Source organism: Microbacterium sp. (genome assembly GCF_031180975.1).
GTDB lineage: Bacteria > Actinomycetota > Actinomycetes > Actinomycetales > Microbacteriaceae > Microbacterium.
Map to the genome: position 1 here is coordinate 141,517 of NZ_JAPSLI010000004.1, position 17,389 is coordinate 158,905.

General features: G+C 67.7%; 10 protein-coding genes and 1 other RNA gene. 3 read left to right on the forward strand and 8 right to left on the reverse strand.

Annotated features, from left to right (window positions below; translation table 11 throughout):
* Window positions 1-22: 22 nt before the first annotated feature.
* The 6 genes from ffs to RIF65_RS07265 all read right to left on the reverse strand — a co-directional run bounded on the left by ffs (window position 23) and on the right by RIF65_RS07265 (window position 10,720).
* An RNA gene (gene ffs / locus RIF65_RS07240) (signal recognition particle sRNA small type) lies at window positions 23-119 on the reverse strand.
* Between the two features lie 221 nt (window positions 120-340).
* Window positions 341-793: a hypothetical protein gene (locus RIF65_RS07245; RefSeq protein WP_309065443.1), complete on the reverse strand. Its 453-nt coding sequence runs from the start codon at window positions 791-793 to the stop codon at window positions 341-343.
* Between the two features lie 865 nt (window positions 794-1,658).
* The gene (locus RIF65_RS07250; RefSeq protein WP_309065444.1) at window positions 1,659-2,093 is read right to left on the reverse strand and encodes a hypothetical protein; all 435 of its coding nucleotides are present in this window, start codon (window positions 2,091-2,093) and stop codon (window positions 1,659-1,661) included.
* 475 nt (window positions 2,094-2,568) lie between these two features.
* Entirely contained in the window at window positions 2,569-3,099 is a 531-nt protein-coding gene (locus RIF65_RS07255) for a hypothetical protein (protein ID WP_309065445.1), read from the reverse strand.
* A 62-nt stretch (window positions 3,100-3,161) separates the two neighbouring features.
* Window positions 3,162-3,920: a hypothetical protein gene (locus RIF65_RS07260; RefSeq protein WP_309065446.1), complete on the reverse strand. Its 759-nt coding sequence runs from the start codon at window positions 3,918-3,920 to the stop codon at window positions 3,162-3,164.
* Window positions 3,917-10,720: a PA14 domain-containing protein gene (locus RIF65_RS07265; RefSeq protein ID WP_309065447.1), complete on the reverse strand. Its 6,804-nt coding sequence runs from the start codon at window positions 10,718-10,720 to the stop codon at window positions 3,917-3,919. Before RIF65_RS07265 ends, RIF65_RS07260 begins: the two co-directional genes overlap by 4 nt.
* Before the next feature lie 224 nt (window positions 10,721-10,944).
* Here RIF65_RS07265 and RIF65_RS07270 point away from each other — a divergent pair, with 224 nt between their 5' ends.
* The 3 genes from RIF65_RS07270 to RIF65_RS07280 are packed head-to-tail and all read left to right on the forward strand — an operon-like array spanning window position 10,945 to window position 15,421.
* Window positions 10,945-11,958 carry an AAA family ATPase gene (locus tag RIF65_RS07270; protein ID WP_309065448.1) on the forward strand — a complete coding sequence of 338 codons (1,014 nt, stop codon included), beginning with the start codon at window positions 10,945-10,947 and terminating at the stop codon, window positions 11,956-11,958.
* A gap of 18 nt (window positions 11,959-11,976) precedes the next feature.
* On the forward strand, window positions 11,977-13,167 hold the full coding sequence (locus tag RIF65_RS07275) for a DUF58 domain-containing protein (protein ID WP_309065449.1): 1,191 nt from the start codon (window positions 11,977-11,979) through the stop codon (window positions 13,165-13,167).
* The gene (locus RIF65_RS07280) at window positions 13,160-15,421 is read left to right on the forward strand and encodes a transglutaminase family protein (RefSeq protein WP_309065450.1); all 2,262 of its coding nucleotides are present in this window, start codon (window positions 13,160-13,162) and stop codon (window positions 15,419-15,421) included. The genes RIF65_RS07275 and RIF65_RS07280 overlap by 8 nt, the downstream gene beginning before the upstream one ends.
* A 7-nt stretch (window positions 15,422-15,428) precedes the next feature.
* Here the strand turns inward: RIF65_RS07280 and trhO are convergent, their stop codons facing one another.
* Complete coding sequence (trhO, locus tag RIF65_RS07285) at window positions 15,429-16,325, reverse strand: oxygen-dependent tRNA uridine(34) hydroxylase TrhO (RefSeq protein ID WP_309065451.1); 897 nt, start codon at window positions 16,323-16,325, stop codon at window positions 15,429-15,431.
* Window positions 16,326-16,334: 9 nt separating this feature from the next.
* Window positions 16,335-17,381, reverse strand: coding sequence for a carbohydrate kinase family protein (locus RIF65_RS07290; RefSeq protein ID WP_309065452.1), 1,047 nt, complete (start codon window positions 17,379-17,381; stop codon window positions 16,335-16,337).
* Between the last annotated feature and the right edge of the window lie 8 nt (window positions 17,382-17,389).

The following is a 17,389-nucleotide window of genomic DNA, read 5'->3' on the forward strand; positions in this document are numbered from 1 at the left end:
TCCCTGAGCCTGTCGGGGCAAAGAAAAGGACCCTCCGCGCACCCGGCAGAGCCCGGTTACCCTTGCTACGTTTCCGTCCTGGGGGAATTGGCCTGGATGCCGTCACGCGGAGAGCCGTCGATCAGTCTACCCGAGGTGCGAGGGCGGAACGCGCCGCTGCGCGGCGCTCAGTTCGGCTGAGTGCCGTCGTCTCCCACTTCCTCGAGCCATTCGGTCAGTTCCTCCTCGGCACCGGGGATGCCCTCCTGCACAGCGAGGCGGTACGCGGGCAAGGCCTCCGTAGCGACCGAGGTGCTCGTAGCAGAGTCGTCTGTTCAGTCGTCCCTCTGCGTGCAGGTCTTCAACTACTTCCGGTATCGATCCAGTGATTGATCTCCTCGACCGCCCGCCGGCCAACGCTCGTGAAACAGAGCGTCGCCGGAACCCGATCCTCCTGCCAGGAATCGCAGCGAAAAAAGTCGATCTGAGCCCATCCGATGAGCTGCGCTGGCCTGCCACCCGTCCACCACCCTCCATATTCACCCACCATCACCAGATCCAGGCTTTGGCGCGAATATCGTCGGGTGCGCCAATAGGAACGGATGTGTATCGCGTCGTCCTCAATCCACACACGAATGCGACAAGAAACGACGAGCATGAGCGCAGCAACCACGAAGACCAGCATCGACATTATCGGGGACTCCTCGACGTGGAACAGCCAGGCCAGGACACACGCACCCGCAAAGTACAGGAATGCCAGCACCTTGGGGAGGGTGCCGATACCGCGCACCGTTTTGCTCTTGTCAAATGTCACAAATATTCCATCCGCCAACCTTGCACGACGCTGTCGGTGAGCAGGCCTTTCCCAGCGAGGTCACCGCCTCGAAAGAAGACGACGGCGTCACGAGCGTGATCGTGATCGAGCGGATGCTGCGCGGCTGACTCAATAGTCCCTACCTGTCCGTCCGGCGTGATCGTCGAGGACCGGCGCCTGTCCCACTGTCAGTGCCCAGCCACCGATTGAGCGCTTCCCCGATATGTCTCACTGTACGGCGATTACATACGCTTCCGTGAAGTCGAATGTCGTGCCCATCACGAGTCTCGGCGACTACGACGCCGCTCTCAAGACGCCCTCCATAGACCGTCCACCCCAGAATGAAGAAGGCTCCAGTGTATGGCTCGGCTCGGAATCGCGAGTAGCGGTCATATCGGCGTCGGCTCCACCACGACGTGACTACGATGCCTTGTTCACCATCAATCTCTATTCCGGTCGATGGGAGCCTCAGCCAGAGCCAGCCGCCGAGCGCCATTAAGAACGCCGAGCATGTCGCCACGGGTAGAGGACCATCGCGGAGCGTCATCGCTAGCGCTACGACTGGAACCCACCGATGAAGAGAGAGGCGCCGGCCAACCTGCGCGCGCGTTCCAAGCGGGCAGATTGAAAGACTGATCTAGGACGCATGTATCCCGTATCATCCCAGCAGATAGCCTGGGAGGGGCGCAATCGACCCACCGGGTGTCGGGATCGGAGGTCCGATCCGCGTCGCCGCGCTGACAGCACCTCACGCGCGGAGTCGGCTGCTAACCGCCCATGGATTGTGGAATGCAGTCTCGGGTGCGTCCCTGCGCTGTCGTTGGTGCCCTCTCGCGCATGAACGCAATCGCGTGGCAGCATCATGTCAGCCATAGTCATGTTCGCGGTCATCGAGGATCTTGAAGTTCTCCTCGAAGTATTTCGCGAATACGGCCCCCGCGTACGGCCCGTCTTCAAGCACGCGCGCGTCGACCGTCTCCGCCCAACGCCGCCACTCCGACACTCGCGAGAAATCCTTAAGATCCCGCACGCGATATGGCCACCATCGCGCTACGACCATTACGCTGACGTTGCCCTCGTACTCCCATGCGATGAAATGGCACCCTCTTGCTTCGCCGCCGCCGATAATGCCCAGTATTCCGTCGCCATCCTGGAACCGCTTCGGTATGGCGAGCGACGATCGCGCTAAACTCTCGGAGAATGTCGGGTCGATCCGCTCATGCCTCACGTCGCTGGATCGCAGAAGGCCAACAACCGCCAGGAGCGGCAATGAGATCGACAAGTAGATCGACAGTCTCACCCAGTAAGGCGCATCACCAAAGAAGGTCAGCGGGAAAAGGAGGAGGTAGCTAGCGACGTACCCCCTACGGTAGGCGTAATTTAGCAAGCCTTTCACGGATTCTCGCTCTCAACTGGGCCGAAGTTCGGCATTAGATCATCTCGGCGCGACGATTACCGTATGCGCGGAAGGGCACATCATCGTCACCGTCACACAGGTACCTCATGGCCTATGACCGAATAGCTCCGATGAGTGTAGGTATAGCAATTGCAGCTCTCCGTCCTATTCTTCTCGATAGGCGAAAGTTGCTGCCCTCGCGCTAAGGTGACACCCTTGATCGCTAGCCCTGTCCAGGGTCCCAATCAACATCGCTACGTTCTTGCGGGCGGCCGTACCGAACAACTCGTAGCCTGAATGGCGCCGCGCACTGCAGCGAGCACCACTCTTGTGGCCCCAACGACAACTAGTCCATGCGGCCAAGAGATGTCTCGAAGCATCAAACCCGGTCACCATCGTAGTCGTCGAATATCTCGCGGTGATTTTCGAAGTACCTCTGAAAGACAGCTCCAGCATATGCGCCACCAGGTAGCACGCGTGCGTCGACCGACTTCGCCCAATGCCGCCACGCCGAGGCGTCCGAAAAATGCTCGAGCTTGCGTACCCGGTATGGCCACCAGCGCGAGACCACCACCACGCTCGTCACGCCATTACGTTCGCTCACCAGGAAATGACACGCTCTCAGCTCGCCGGCCGCGAGAACACCGACAATCCCGGGCAAGTCCGCAGCTAAGATCCGCTTCGGAATGTCGGCGTGCGAACGCGCGAGACTCTCTATGAATGTCGGGAGGATAACAGGGCCACGTTTCTGTTCGCGCCTGCGGGCGAGCGCTGCCGCGCCCAAGAGGGGCCCCAGAGCAAAAAGGTACGCCGTGAGTTTTAGCCAGTATGGGGCGTCCCCGAAAAACATAGTCGGGAACATTACCATGTATCTAACAAGGTATCCCCTGGCATGGGCGTAGGCCATCAAGTTATGCATGCTTCATTAGTCCCCACACAGAGGCAGGCACCACCGCGGAATATGGGATCACGCTATCTCGGCGTGCCGGCCCCCGCCGACCCCGATAATGATATCGCGTCGTTCGGACCGGGCAGATGGTAGTACGAGATGCATCCGCTCACGCTCAGGCGCCGACGGTGAATGATTCTCATGACCTCGAGACCATGCATCGGCGGATTCCACATCGGTTTAAACACCTCCGCCGCAAGTGGTCGGGTTGCAGCGACTGCCTGGCACCCGGACTTGGCAGCCTCTTTCTCGTCGCCCGCGAGAAGCAGGAGGATTTGCTCACGTACACCCGCGCCCTCCTGAACATGATGAACACGGACCGTATAGAGACCACCCGGCAGATCCGGCCCCACGTGTGCTGCGCTGAGTTGACTCCTGAAATCGAACGGGTTCACCTGCTCGGGCAACGGGTCTCCCCCGCCCTCCGGCAAAACGAGCCGCCTGGGATCGATCATCCGCTGCACGACTTCGGATGCTCTACCCAGCGCCATGGGGACCATCCTGTCCGAGAGAACAACAATCGGAACAGACACGTCGATCACAAACCGAGAGTCCTGCAGTATGAACCCTGCCTTCGGGTAGATGTCGGCGAGCACCTTTTTCGTGGCTTCACCCGTCAGGTTGATCAGTGCCACCTCGATGTGTGAGCTGACTCCACGTGCCCCCTCAGGATCGAGAAGCCGAACGAAACGACCGCTCGTGATGGTGCGGCCGTCCCAGCCCATTCCGTCGATCACACCATCCAGCCTGCGCTGTTGCCCCGGCGTCAGTGCCTTCATCACCTACAACTCCAATACTGACCGGGCGGACACACACCCCATCTGGATCTATACGCACGAATATACGTGTACTCGATTTTTCGAGCCGCGTAGAATCCTGTGGCAGACCGCAGATGACGATACTCGCAAGTACGACCAAAGTGCCGAGCGCAGGCGGCGAGTTGAGAAGCGGGACGCGCGTTCGCGTTCTTTTGGCTGGTTATTCCGTATTTGAATGTCTTGTGGCTCCTTGCAGTCCGTATCTCATAGACGCTGTATTTGGCCTTAGCACGGAAAGTCTTGCTACGCGGTCGTGGTACCACGATCGCCTGGCTTCGGGAAGCCTGGCGCACGGCCTGATAGGCGAGAATCCCGATCGCGAGGACACCAAGAACTGCAAGTGCAGCCCATCCAGGGGGCCCTGCGAGTCCGAGCGCCAACGCCTGGGCAAACTCTCCGCTTAGGTCCTCGTTGCCGATGGGGTCGGTGGGCCATACGTAGTCGTTGTCGACGCCTCCTTCGACGGGGTCGATTTGGAGGAATCGCCCGAGGGAGGGGACGTAGAGCCGGGCGCCCATCTCGATCATCAGGGCTGTTGACTCGAGTTCGGTGGTCTTGCGCGCGGATTGGTGCCAACCTGTTGCGCCGTTGTGCTGTCCGGTGCGGTTGGCCGCGATGGTGCCGATGGCGTAGGTGGTCATGTCCAGTGCCTGGCCGAAGGGTTCGAATACCTGCATGGCGCCGTGGCTGGTGCCGTTGCCTGTGACGAGGGTGTGGCCGAGCAGGTTCGGGTACTGCCACTCCGCGGTCGCGGCGAGGGTCACGGACACCCCTCCGGGCAGCGCCAGGGTGCGGGTGAGTGCCGTGCCGGTCTTTGTCGCGAAGGGCACATCATCGTCACCGTCATACAGGTATGTCGTGGTTGATGCTGGGTCGCCCGCGGCCGGTCCGAGGGGGTCGACGGTGCGGGAAACCACACGCCCGTGGGCGTCACGCTGGATGGTCACGGTCGTGCCGTCCGTGTAGGTGGACCCGGCATGTTGGCCGGCCGCGTCGTAGGTCAGGGTGACAGCGCCGAGTTTGGTGGTGTTCCCCGCGACGTCGTAGGCGATATCCGCCGCGGCGAGCCCGTCCGTGATGCTATCGGCTCCCGGGATCGGATTGGTGACCGTGGAAGAGAGGAGCCGGTCGGCCCAGTCATACTGATAGCTGGTGGTCGTCGTGACCGGGGCGCTGGTCCCCTTCGGGGTATACACGTCGGTGAGGCTGGTGCGGTTCCCCGACCGGCCGGCAGCCGTGTTCACCCCGGGCGCGCCGGACCCGGCGAACACGTACGTGAGATCGTGGCCGGGGATCTTGGCTTTCACGAGGCGTCCGGCGGCGTCGTATCCGTAGGTGGATGTGTATGTGTCGGTGCCGTCGGTCATCGTCTCCTGCACGATCCGTCCGGTCTGGGAGCGTGCGACGGTGTCGGTGACGGTCGCGCCGCTGGGGAAGGTCCAGCGGTGGCTGATGGTGCGACCGGCGGGGTCACGCTGGATCTGGTCGAGCCGGGAGCCGCCCGTGTAGGTCACCGAGGCGAGCTCGCGGTCCGTGGCCGGTGCGGTCGGGGCGGTGTAGGTGAGGGTGGCGTAGTCGACCGCGTCGATGGTGGTCTTCAGCGGTTTCCCGTCGGCGTCGTAGGTGACCTTGGTGGTGGTCGCCGTGCCGCCCGCCGGGGTGGTGGTCGTCTGTGCGACGCGGCCGGTGAGGGCCTCGTAGGTGGTGAGGGTCGTGGTGCCCCACAGGTCGGTGTAAGAGGTGACGCGGCCGAGGAAGTCGGTCTTCGTGGTGATCTTCCCGCCCGTCGCCCCGGCGACCGCCGTGTCGGTCTCCACCGCGGTGAGGCCGGTGGCCGTGGGGGTGTAGGACGTCGTCGCGGTGCGGGCGGTGGTGCCGGTTTGCCCGACGGTGGTCTGCGTGGTGACGCGGCCGCGGTCGTCGAGGGTGGTGCAGGACCAGCCGGTGTCGCCGGTGGTCTTGGTCGCGACGGTGCGGCCCATCACGTCATACCCGTAGTACGTGACCACGGGGGTGCCGGATTGCGGTGTCGGCCCGGTAGTGGACTTGGCGAACTGGAACTGGTTCACCCCGGCCGCTGCCGCGCAGACCCCGGCCGGTGCCTGTTCCCCGGCAGCGTAGTACTGTGTGGTCGTCGCCGCGGTCGCGGGCGCGCCGGTCGTGTTCCCCGCGGGGAGGGTGCGGGTCAGTCTGCGCAGCCAGCTCGATGTGCTCGGCGCCTCGTACCCGACGGTCGTCTTGAGTGCGAGGCCGGTCGGGTCCAGGGTGGACTCGGTGCGGGCACCCAGCCACGGGTGCTGATACCCAGCGGCCATCGTCACGCCGGGGGCGGCGGCGCCGGCCACGGTGGTGGCGTCGTCCACGGAGGTCTGTGTGACCAGGCCGTAGTCGGGGCGCAGCTGCGCCCCCGGGATCATTGCGAAGGTGCTCGCGCCCGGCGTTTTCCATTTCAGGTGCAGTTCGGCGACGGACGTGGCGTCGAAGTACTCCAGGCGGATGCGGCGGGTCTCCCCCGCGGTGACGGTGATCGCGGCTCCGGTGGTGTCGGTGGCGACCTGGCCCACCCATCGATCCATGTTGATGACATCGTCCAGCCAGACCCGCACGCCGTCGTCGCTGCGGGCCTGCAGCGTGTACGTGCCCGCCTGCGGGAACGTGATCAGCCCCGTCAGTCGCAGCGACCAGTTGTCCGCCGACAGTGCACCTCCGGCTGTGGCGGTGCCCCAGTTGCGGGTGATGGCGCCGGAGGCGTCGCCGATGCCCAGGCCGAACAGGGCGGGCTTGCCCGCCAGGGTGCGGTTCGGGTAGTAGGTGGCCTGCAGGCCCGCCATCCCGCCGTCGTACACGGTGCTGGCGTGGGTGGGCGCGATCCCGCAGCCGGTGGTGCCGGCCGGGTTCGCGACCGGGCGACGGTCGGCGCCGTAGCAGACGTTCGGGGCCGGCCCGTACGTGTCCGTGGCGCGGTCGTTGGCGTCGTAAATTGTGGTGCTCTTGCGCAGCGCGGCGTCGGTGCTTGACAGCAACAGGTCCTTCGTGGCGTGCCACTCCTGCGTGGCCCTGACCCCCATGACCGATGTCTCGGAAGTCTGTCGCCATGCCGCATCGAACGCGCTCACCGTGCTTCCGGTGATCCCGGCGGTGGTGACCGAGGTCTGCGAGGGCTGGTAGGCGAAGCTGCTCGACGGGCGCTGGGCCGCCGTGACCCCGTCGGGCGCCGGGAGGGTGATCTTCGTCGCCTTCCACGCCGTGGGAGCGCCCGCACCGGTCACCGCAGCATCCAGCGGCAACAGCGCGTAGTCGATCGCAGTGGTCGACGCCGCGCTCGCGGCGAGCCCTGCGTCGAGGATCGCGTCGTTGGCCAGCGAGTCGCGGATCGTGGTCAGCAGCCCGGCGGAGTTGTCATACCCGAAAGTGTTCCACTCGCGGCCGGGGTCCTGGATCGCGGCGAGCTGGCCGGCCCCGTTGTAGTAAAGCTGCGTCTTCTTGCCGTCGGGGTACTCGATCTGGCACAGCATGTCCGCCGGGGGCGCCACATACCCCGCGGCGGTATCGGTCGGGCACACGAAAGCGTCCACGTCCTGATACCTCAGCTGCACCGAGCGCGCATAGGTCGTCACACCGTTCACCGTCGATGCGGACGCGGGGTCGTTGATGGAGCGCACCACCCCGTTGCCGTCCACCACCGAGATCGGGTTGGCGGGCTTGAGCCCGTCGGCAGGCGGCGTGGATGTCTCGACGCGGCCTTCCTTGGTGAACTGGTGCACGGTCCCGGACTCGTCCGTCACGACGACTCGCCCGGTGGCGTCGAGCGACACGATGTCGTATTCGTTCACCGGGGGCTTGTACCCGCCGGTGGACTGCTTGGTGTGCGTGTGCACCGTGCCCGAAGTGTCGGTGAGGATCACCGCCGAGGTGGTGATCTGCGCCGACGCCCAAGTCGTCGCATCGCCGGCGATGGGTGTCGACGAGCGCCACCCCGCCGGAAGGGTCTGCACGTCCTTGGTGAACCAGTCCGGCGGCACCACATACGCCTTCGTGCCGTCGTTCACCCACAACTCCGCAATCGCCCCGCCGTAACGCTCGAAGAACTCCACCCTGATCGCGTGCGCACCCGCCGCGTACCCGCCTGCCGGCGAAGGAGCGTACTCGGTCACCGGGGCGCTCAGGCTCCACTTGTCGAGCACCAGTTGCCCGTCGATGTAGAGCTTCGCCCCGTCATCGCGGCGCAACCCGAACTGGATCGGCTTGCCCACCAGCGCGGCCGGAACGGTCACATACCCGGTCCATCGGGCCAGGAACCCGTCCTCGGGGACGGCATCCGCAGGGGACTCCATGCCCCAGTCGAACGACACTGACGAGTCTGTCCGCACGATCACCGGATGCCGCGGCGAGTTGTCCGGCTTGGTGAACTTGTACTCCACCGCCGTCTGCGGTGCCGCGTCACCCGGGTTGTTGCGGGCGTCGAAGTACTCCGCCTTCAACCCGCGGTTCGCGTCGGGAGCCTCCTGGCTGTTATACGAGAACGACATCCCCATCGGGCCGCCCAGCGTGTTCACGGTCGGCGACGCGAAACCAACATTCACGTTCCCGTTCGCCAGGTTCACCGACACCGGCCCGACCGTCTCGAACGGTGACGGACCCGACGCCCCCAGCCGGCGGTCGATCTTAACCGTGCGCTTCCATGTCTTCGGCGAATACCGGTTCTCCCCGTCATACGACGCCAGAACCCAGGTGTACACGCCACCGTCCTCGAACGTGCCCGCGGGTACCTTCCACGACACCTTGCCCGACGCATCCGGTGCGACCAGGGGCGAGGTCACCACCGTGCCGGTCGCACCATCCTGCCCCGTCGCTACCGTGAACTCGTACTTCATCGGCGTCGTGGAATCCGTGTCCACCAGCGGCACACCGGACACCTGCAGATCCGGGGTCAAAGACGTCAGCGTCTGCGGCGACGTCGCCACCCCGTTCCCCGGAGTGGCAGAACTGGGCGTGCTCGGCCACGGAACCTGGTTGGTCGTGAAAGACCACGCCCCCGTCGACCGCAACGTCGACTGGTCCAGATGCGTGTCCCAACCCGCGTCGCGGACATACGCGCGCCAGTAGTACTTCACCCCCGGCTTCAGCACACCCTCCGGCACGACCACCTGCGACGATGTCGACTCCGGCGACACATAGGTGAGCGCATCTCCCACGGCCCAGTTGGAGTCCGTGTCGATCATGAACGAATACCGCAGCGATGAGCCGGTCACTGCTGTGGCTGTCGACTTCAACGTCGGCGTCAGGGTGACGCCGGTTGCCGCGTTCGCCGGCGAAGCACCCGAACCCGTGACAATGCTCGGGTTGACGTGATCGTGATACTGCACCCACAGATCCGACACGACCTTCTTGTGCGAATACGTCGACGACTCACCACCGGTGAGCATGAACGCCACATTCGTCGCCCTCGCCGTGCCAAACCGCGACGCCACGTACTCCTGGAACGTCGCCGCGGTGACATTCACCGCCCCCGTTCCCAGCGAGTACGTCGCCAGCTGCGCCCCGAAACCCGTGTACTCCCACTGCGTGCCGACCTTGACCGTACCCGACGCGGCATTCGTGCTGAAGCCCGCGTACTCGATCCCCAAGTTCGCGCCCTCGATCAACGTGCCCACCGAGTCGCCACCGGCGAAGTTCTCCACGCCCCGCCAGTAATACCCGTTCGACACCTCAGCCGTGTTGCCGACATGCAGCTCGTTGATGTACTGCGCGCCGTTCGACTTGTACGAGTTCTTGTTCACCGGCGCCACCGTGATGCTCGGGTCGATCGTGACCGGATACACGCGCTCGTCCGACTGCAACCAAGCGGAATCAGCCGTCACCGAGTACCGCCAGGAGCCATCCGCAGCCTTCGTCAGCGACGCGTCCAGCACCACCTCGTCCCGCTCACCGTCATGCTCGGACACAGCCGAATCCCACCCCACCGGGGTCGGGCTCACCATCACCAGATCACCGGCAGCATCCACGAACTCAAGGACATCAGCATCCGTCAGCCTCGGCGTGAGATCACCGGCATCGATCTTCCAGGTCCAGGTATCACGATCCTTCGGCGGACGCTTCTTCAGGATCACCGAATCCTTGATCGCCGTCTTGGTGAGCTCGAGTTCGACGTCCTCACCATCCGCGATGTCACGGAACGCCATCGACGACCAGTCATCCCAGAACCAGAACGGCGCCTCCATCCGCCCTGCCCCCGCGCCCAGCAGCGACAGCGAAACTTCGTGCCCGTTGCGCTCTACGACGACGCGACGCCGACTACTGTCCGTTTCCTCGAGCCGGGGCGCAAGCGGATGCGCCTGCACCAGCCAGCCCTCGCCCGACTGATGGAAATCCGGGTTGATCTCCGCCCACCCACCCCGACGGTCCCGCGCGTTCAAAGGCGTCGCCGACAACTGCGCAACCGTCGCGCCCTCCGCGTTGACAAACTCGTTCCGGTACTCGTGCCGCGCCTTCAACGTCAGCCCCCACCGGTTGACCGACCCGACGCTCGGCTTCCCAGGCTCGCTCGCCGCCGGTGCCGGCGTTGCCTCGGCAGGCGCTGGGGCGAAATCACCCGCCGGAACCTGAGGCTCGATCGCATCCGCCTCCTGCGATTCCAACGCAGGAGCGACCCGAGCGGCAGGCTCAACAGCAACCGCCTCCTCATAAGGAGCGATCAGCAACCCACCGACCACGGCGACCGCCGCGACCATTGCAAGCAGCCAGAAACGTGCGATACGCGCCATCGCGTAAGGCCTCTCTCAAGAGGGGGCAGTGCCCGAGAACGAAGAAACCGTCCTCCGGGGTGAAGAGAGACGCTCAAGCAATGAATACCTTGCGATCGCTCGCCGCGCAAATCGTTACGTCATATGAGGCTCCGACGCCGACAGCATCGCCCAACCCACCCGCCCCGTCCCGGCATCCGCCGGGTTACGATCGACTCACGCAACGAGGCGCAGGGGGACATCGCATGCACGAGCAGATCGCCGATCCGGTAGACGCTGCGCCCGCGGGCGTGGAACGGCTCACCGCCGAGCAGTTCGCCGAGCACACGTCCCGCATCATCGCGTCGGTGTCGTCGGTGATCGACGGGAAGCCGGATGCGGTCCGCAGCGCACTGCTGTGCCTGCTCGCCGAGGGCCATCTGCTGATCGAGGACGTGCCGGGTGTCGGCAAGACGATGCTCGCCAGGGCTCTCGCTGCCAGCGTCGACGCGGCCGTCCGCCGCATCCAGTTCACCCCCGACCTTCTCCCCGGCGACGTCACCGGCGTCGCCGTCTACGACCCTGTCGACCGCGAGTTCGAGTTCAAGCGCGGCGCGGTGTTCGCGAACATCGTGATCGCCGACGAGATCAACCGCGCCTCGCCGAAGACGCAGTCGGCGCTGCTGGAGGCGATGGAGGAGCATCAGGTCACCGTCGACGGAGCCAGCCACCCGCTGCCCGACCCGTTCCTGGTCGTCGCGACGCAGAACCCTCTGGAGATGGAGGGCACCTACCCCCTGCCGGAGGCGCAGCGCGACCGGTTCATGATGCGCATCTCGATGGGCTACCCCGACGCCGCCGCCGAAACCACGATGATCCGCCAGCGGGAGACCGTGAACCCGCTCTCCCGGGTGACCCCGGTGACCGACGCGCGCACGGTGCGGATGCTGATCGAGTGGGCGCGCAGGGTGCATGTCGCCGAGTCGCTCGAGGAGTACGCGGTCGCCCTCGCCCAGGCCACCCGGATGGACCCCAGCCTGCACCTCGGCGCGAGCCCGAGGGCCACGCTGCAACTGGTCAGGGCGGCCAAGGTGCACGCCGCCCTCGACGGCCGCGACTTCGTCGTCCCCGATGACCTCACCGACCTGCTCATCCCCGTGTTCGCGCACCGGCTGCTGGCCGCGCGCGGCGTGCACCGCGCCGGCGCGCAGCCGGTCGAAGCGGCGCTGCGGCAGATCCTGTCCCGTGTGCCGGTGCCGCTCGTCGGCGCACGCGCCTGACCCGTCCCGAGTCGCGTCATGAAGCGCCGGCCGCTGACACCGCGGGGAGCAGGATGCCTGATCACCGGCATCCTGCTCATGATCGCGGCCAACGTGCTCGCCGCCCGCGCCCTCCTCTACGTCGGCGTGCTGCTCGTCACCGTCGTGGCGCTCGCCGCCCTGGCGGTGCACCTGCCCCGCCGCAGCGGCTCCGTCACCCGGGTGATCTCCACGGATCTGCTCGCCGTGGGCGAGACGTCGCGGGTCACCGTGCGGTTCGACCTGCGGGCGACCGGGGTGCCGCACGGCGTCTGGCGCGACACCCTGCCGCCCGCCGTCGCCGGTGACGCGCACGGCGAGTACCCGGACGAGACGGCCCAGCTGCACTACGAGGTGACGGGCGTGCGCCGCGGGATCTCCACCCTCGGCCCGCTGATGCTGCGCACCGTCGACCCGTTCGGTCTCTCCCAGCGGGAGCAGCAGTTCGGCGACACGCGCACCATCACCGTCGTGCCGCAGGTGATCGCGCTCGCCCCGCTGCCGACCAAGGTCGGTGCCGCCGGCGGCAGCGCCCAGACCCGTTCCAGCAGGCTCGGCCAGGGCGCCGACAACCTCATCCCGCGCCCGTACGTGTCGGGCGATTCCCGCCGGCGCATCCACTGGCGCGCCACCGCGCAGCGGGGGGAGCTGATGGTGCGGCAGGAAGAGGAGGAGGCGAGCCCCGACGCGCTGGTCGTGCTCGACCGCTCGGCGGGCCGGTGGGCGCGACCGAGCGAGGAACCCGACCCGCTGTTCGAGACCGCCGTGTCGCTGTGCGCGTCGGTGGCGCTGCGCTTCGCGCAGGACGGCTACAGCGTCGACGTCGTCGACACCGGCGGCACGCTGCTCGGCGCGCTGCGCGGCCACGAGGACGACAGGGACGGCCTGCTCGTCGCGCTGGCCGGCATCGCACCGCGCGGGGAGGCGCGCGACCTGCGCACCATCGTCGGCGGCAACCCGCCCGGCCCGCTCGTCATGATCACCGGGATGCTGACAGACGAGGATGCCGCACGGCTGAGCACCGCCGGCGCCGCGGCTCCCATCCTGTTCGCCGCGCGCCCTGCACCGGGTGCGCTCGACGCCGCCGCGGCCCACGGCTGGAGCACGGCGGAACTGCCAGCGGATGCCGATCCGGCGGCGGTCTGGGAGGATGCCCTCCCCGCTCCGACGGGGGTGCCCCGACATGGCTGATCCGAACCGCGCGCGCGGCGGCGAGCGCTCCGGCGACACCACGGCGCCTCCGGTGCTGCCGTCCGCCCTCGCCGCCGCCGCGATGCTCGTGGCGATGTGGCCGTACACGGCGGTGATCCAGCCCGGTGCGTGGAGCCTCGTGGTCGTGACGATGATCATCGTCGTCGGGCTCGGTGGCGTGCTCGGGCGCGCGTTCCTGCGACACCGGCGCGCCGCGACGCGGGAGGCCCTCACACTCGGCATCCAGACCGCCGTCGTGATCTGCGCGAGTACCGCCCTGTTCGGCCGGGACACCGGCATGTTCGGGCTGGTGCCGACCCCCACGACGGTGCGACTGATCGGCGTCCACCTGTCGCAGAGTGCGGAGGAGATCGCCAACGGGGTCGCCCCGATCAGCGCCACGGAGTCGATCGCCGCGCTGCTGGGGATCTCGTTCGGCGTCGTCGCCGTCCTCGTGGACCAGCTGCTCGCGCATCGCCTGGTCGTGCTCGCGGTGGCCCTCACCACCGTCGTCGGCGCCATGCCGATGGTGGTGTCCTTCGGCGGGACGAACATGGTGTGGTTCCTGCTGCAGGCGATCGTCATCCTCGTGCTGCTGCGGTTCGCGGCCCGCCGCGACGACCGCTCGCCGAGAGCCGCCTCGGCGCTCGTGGCCGCCGGGGTCGGCGTGGTCGCGGTCGCGGTGTCGCTGGCCGTGGTCCCCGGCCTTCCCGTCTCCGCCACCCTGCCCGGCTCGGGCGCACCGCTGACGGTCAGTGCCGACCTCCGTCTCGGCGACGATCTGCGCCGACCCGAGGGTGTCGAGGTGATGACGCTCGTCACCTCCGCGGCGGCGCCGCCGTATCTGCGACTGGCGACACTCTCCCGATTCGACGGCGAGGTGTGGCGCCCCGACCGCGGCAGTCAGCAGCCGCTGCGCGACGGCTTCGGCCCGCCCGACTGGGATGCCGCGGTGAAGACGTCCGAGCACGAGGTGTCGATCCGTGTGCTGGGCGTGTCGAGCGAGCGGCTGCCCGTGCCGTACGCGGCCGAGGCCATCGCCGGGCTGAGCGGCCGCTGGCGGGCCATGCCGCTGAACCGGACGGTGCTGACCAGCACGGCCGACGCCAACGGCGCGGACTACACCGTGACCGTGACCTCCGTGTCGCCGACGCTCGAGCAGATCCGCGCGACGACGGCATCCGGCCCGGTCGACAGGCCGGAACCCGCCGATGACCTGCCACCGATCATCACGGAGACCGCGCGCGAGGTCACCGCCGACGCGACGAACGACTACGACCGACTCATCGCGCTGCAGAGCTGGTTCCGCCAGGAGTTCACGTACTCGCTCGAGGCGCCGGTGCAGGAGGGCTTCGACGGCACCGGGGCGGACGCAGTCGCGACGTTCCTCGAAGAGCGCACCGGCTACTGCATCCACTTCGCCGGGGCGTTCGCGCTCATGGTGCAGTCGCTGGACATGCCGGTGCGGATCGTCGTCGGCTACCTGCCCGGCACCGCCACCGACGAGAAGCGCGGCGACGACACGGTGTACTCGATCTCCAGCGACCAGCTGCACTCCTGGCCGGAGGTGTACTTCGACGGCATCGGCTGGGTACCCTTCGAGCCGACCGCGACCCTCGGCGTGCCAACGGAGTTCGCCTCCGCGTCCGCCGGAGGCGGGACGAGCGGGGACCCGGAGGCGCCCACACCGACGACCGCACCCACCGACGGCCCCTCCGCGGGCCCGACCAGCAGCACCGACCCGCGATTCGAGGAGGATGCCGGCGGAGGCACCGCCCTGCGCACCCTCGACCCGACACCCGTCATGCTGTTCACCCTCGGGGTGCTGCTCGTCGCGCTGCTCCCCGGACTCTTCCGCGAGCTGCGCCGGCTGGTCCGCCGCCGGCGAGCGGCCGCGGGCGACGCGCTGGCCGCCTGGCGCGAGCTGACCGATTCGATGACAGATCTCGGCGTCCCCGCCGACCCGTCACACACCGCACGGATGCGTGGCGCAGCGCTCGCGAGGGAGCGCGGCGTGCGGGAGGAGCCGCTGCGGGTGCTGGTCGCGGCGGTCGAGCGGGCGGGCTACGCGGCGGATGGCGGAAGAGCGGATGCCGTGCCCCGCGGCGACCGTGCCGACGTGCGCCGCCCCCTCGACGCCGTGCTGGCGGATCTGCGCGCCGCCTCACCGGCATCCGCTCGGCTGCGGGCGGCGCTGCTGCCCGCGTCGCTGGTGCGGGCGCCGATCACCGACCGGGCGCGCACCACCGTGTGAGCTCGCCTTACGCCGCGACGGCGTGCTCGGCGCACGGGATCGCGTCGCACGTCTCGCAGACGACGAACTGGCGACGGCAGGAGGCGTCGGGGCAGTTCGCGGTGCGCTTCGTCGCGGTGCCGCAGCCGGCGCATCGCCCGATGACGGCGGCGTGGTCGGAGAAGTCGACGGAGCCTCGGCGGTCGAAGACGTACAGCGAACCCTCCCACAGTCCGTCGTCGCCGTACTGCTCGCCGTAGCGGACGATGCCGCCCTCGAGCTGGTACACCTCGCCGAACCCGCGAGACACCATCAGGCTCGACAGCACCTCGCACCGGATGCCGCCGGTGCAGTAGGTGACGACCGGCTTGCCCTTCAGGTCGTCGTACGCTCCGGAATCGAGCAGGTCGACGAAGTCGCGCGTGGCCTCGGTGTCGGGCACCACCGCATTGCGGAACCGGCCGATCTGCGCCTCCAGGGCGTTGCGGCCGTCGAAGAACACCACCTCGTCGCCGCGCTCGGCCATCAGCTCGTGCAGCTGCTCTGGGGTGAGTCGCGCTCCCCCGCCGACGACTCCGTGCTCGTCGACCACGAGCTCCCCCGGTGCACCGAAGGACACGATCTCCTCGCGGACCTTGACGCTCAGTTTCGGGAAGTCGACGCTGAACCCGTCGTCGTCCAGCGCTGTGCCCTCACTCCACTTGATGTCGGCGTTCTTGAACGCCGGGTAGTCGCGGAACCGCCGCACCCACTTCTTCAGCGCCGGCAGGTCGCCGCCGAGGGTGCCGTTGATGCCATGGGCTGAGATCAGCACCCGTCCGCGCAGCTTCAGGGCCTCGCCGAGGTCGCGCTGCCACACCCGGATCGCCTCGGGGTCGGCGAGCGGGGCGAACACGTAGAACAGCACGATCTTCGGGGTGGGCACCTGGAGATTCTAAGCGGGGGCGGCCGGGCGGAGCCTGGGCTCGGCGCCCGTTGGTGCGCCGGGCGGCCGCTCGTGCACAGGAGCCCGCATCGCGCGCTGGAGCGCACCGCGGCACTCGTCGGGAAGGGCTGCCACTACGGCGGCGATGCGCTCCCTTCCAGCCAGAGCCGCACCGGCGCCGCTCACGGCGACGGCGGCCGCGCCGCAGGCGTTCGCGAAGGCCGCGCGCAGCGCCGGGTCGGCCGGGCCGTTCAACCCCGTGAAGATGAGACCGGCGCAGAACGAGTCGCCCGCCCCAGTGCTGTCCACGGGCCGAACGGCCGGGACCGGCCCTGAGAACCCCTGCCCTCCGCTCCACAGCAGCGACCCCGCAGCCCCGCGGGTGAGCGCGACCAGCGACACCCCGCCGGCGGCGATCCGTTCCGCCGCCGTCGCGTCGTCGTCGGCATCCATCAGCCGCCGAGCCTCCGCCGACCCGATCACGACCAGGTCGACCGCCGGAAGGAACGCCCGCAGCTGCTCCGGCACCGCGGACACCGGGTCGACGGGGACGTCCAGCGACACCGTCAGGCCCGAGCGGCGGGCGACGGCTGCCGCGCGGATGGCGGCGGAGCGCTGCGGCTCGGCCAGCAGGGCGTATCCGGACACATGCAGGTGCCTGGCGGTCGAGAACGACGAGGGCACCGCGCCGACGTCGAGGTGGGCGCTGGCACCCCGGTACGCGAACATCGTCCGCTCGCCGTCGGGTGTGACGGTGATCACATTCAGCGAGGTGCGCTCCTCACTCGTGCGACGGATGAGGCCGGTGCCGACCCCCGTCGCGCTCAGACCGGCGACGGCCTGAGCGCCCAGATCGTCGTCGCCGACGCAGCCGATCAGCGCGGTCCGGACGCCGAGCGCTGCCAAGACCACGGCGGTGTTGGCCGCGGACCCGCCGAACCCCATCCGTTGCCGCGATGCCACCCCGTCCCCGCCCGGGGCCGGGTAGGCAGGGATGTCGAGGTGCAGGTCGATGTTGAGGTCGCCCAGAAGCACGACCTCGACATCGTCCGGCACGTCGGCTG

What these genes read in the sequence shown, in the direction of transcription:
- RIF65_RS07265 (WP_309065447.1), bottom strand. Translation starts at nt 10,720, where the DNA reads ATGGCGCGTATCGCACGTTTCTGGCTGCTTGCAATGGTCGCGGCGGTC.
- RIF65_RS07270 (WP_309065448.1), top strand. Translation starts at nt 10,945, where the DNA reads ATGCACGAGCAGATCGCCGATCCGGTAGACGCTGCGCCCGCGGGCGTG.
- RIF65_RS07275 (WP_309065449.1), top strand. Translation starts at nt 11,977, where the DNA reads ATGAAGCGCCGGCCGCTGACACCGCGGGGAGCAGGATGCCTGATCACC.
- RIF65_RS07280 (WP_309065450.1), top strand. Translation starts at nt 13,160, where the DNA reads ATGGCTGATCCGAACCGCGCGCGCGGCGGCGAGCGCTCCGGCGACACC.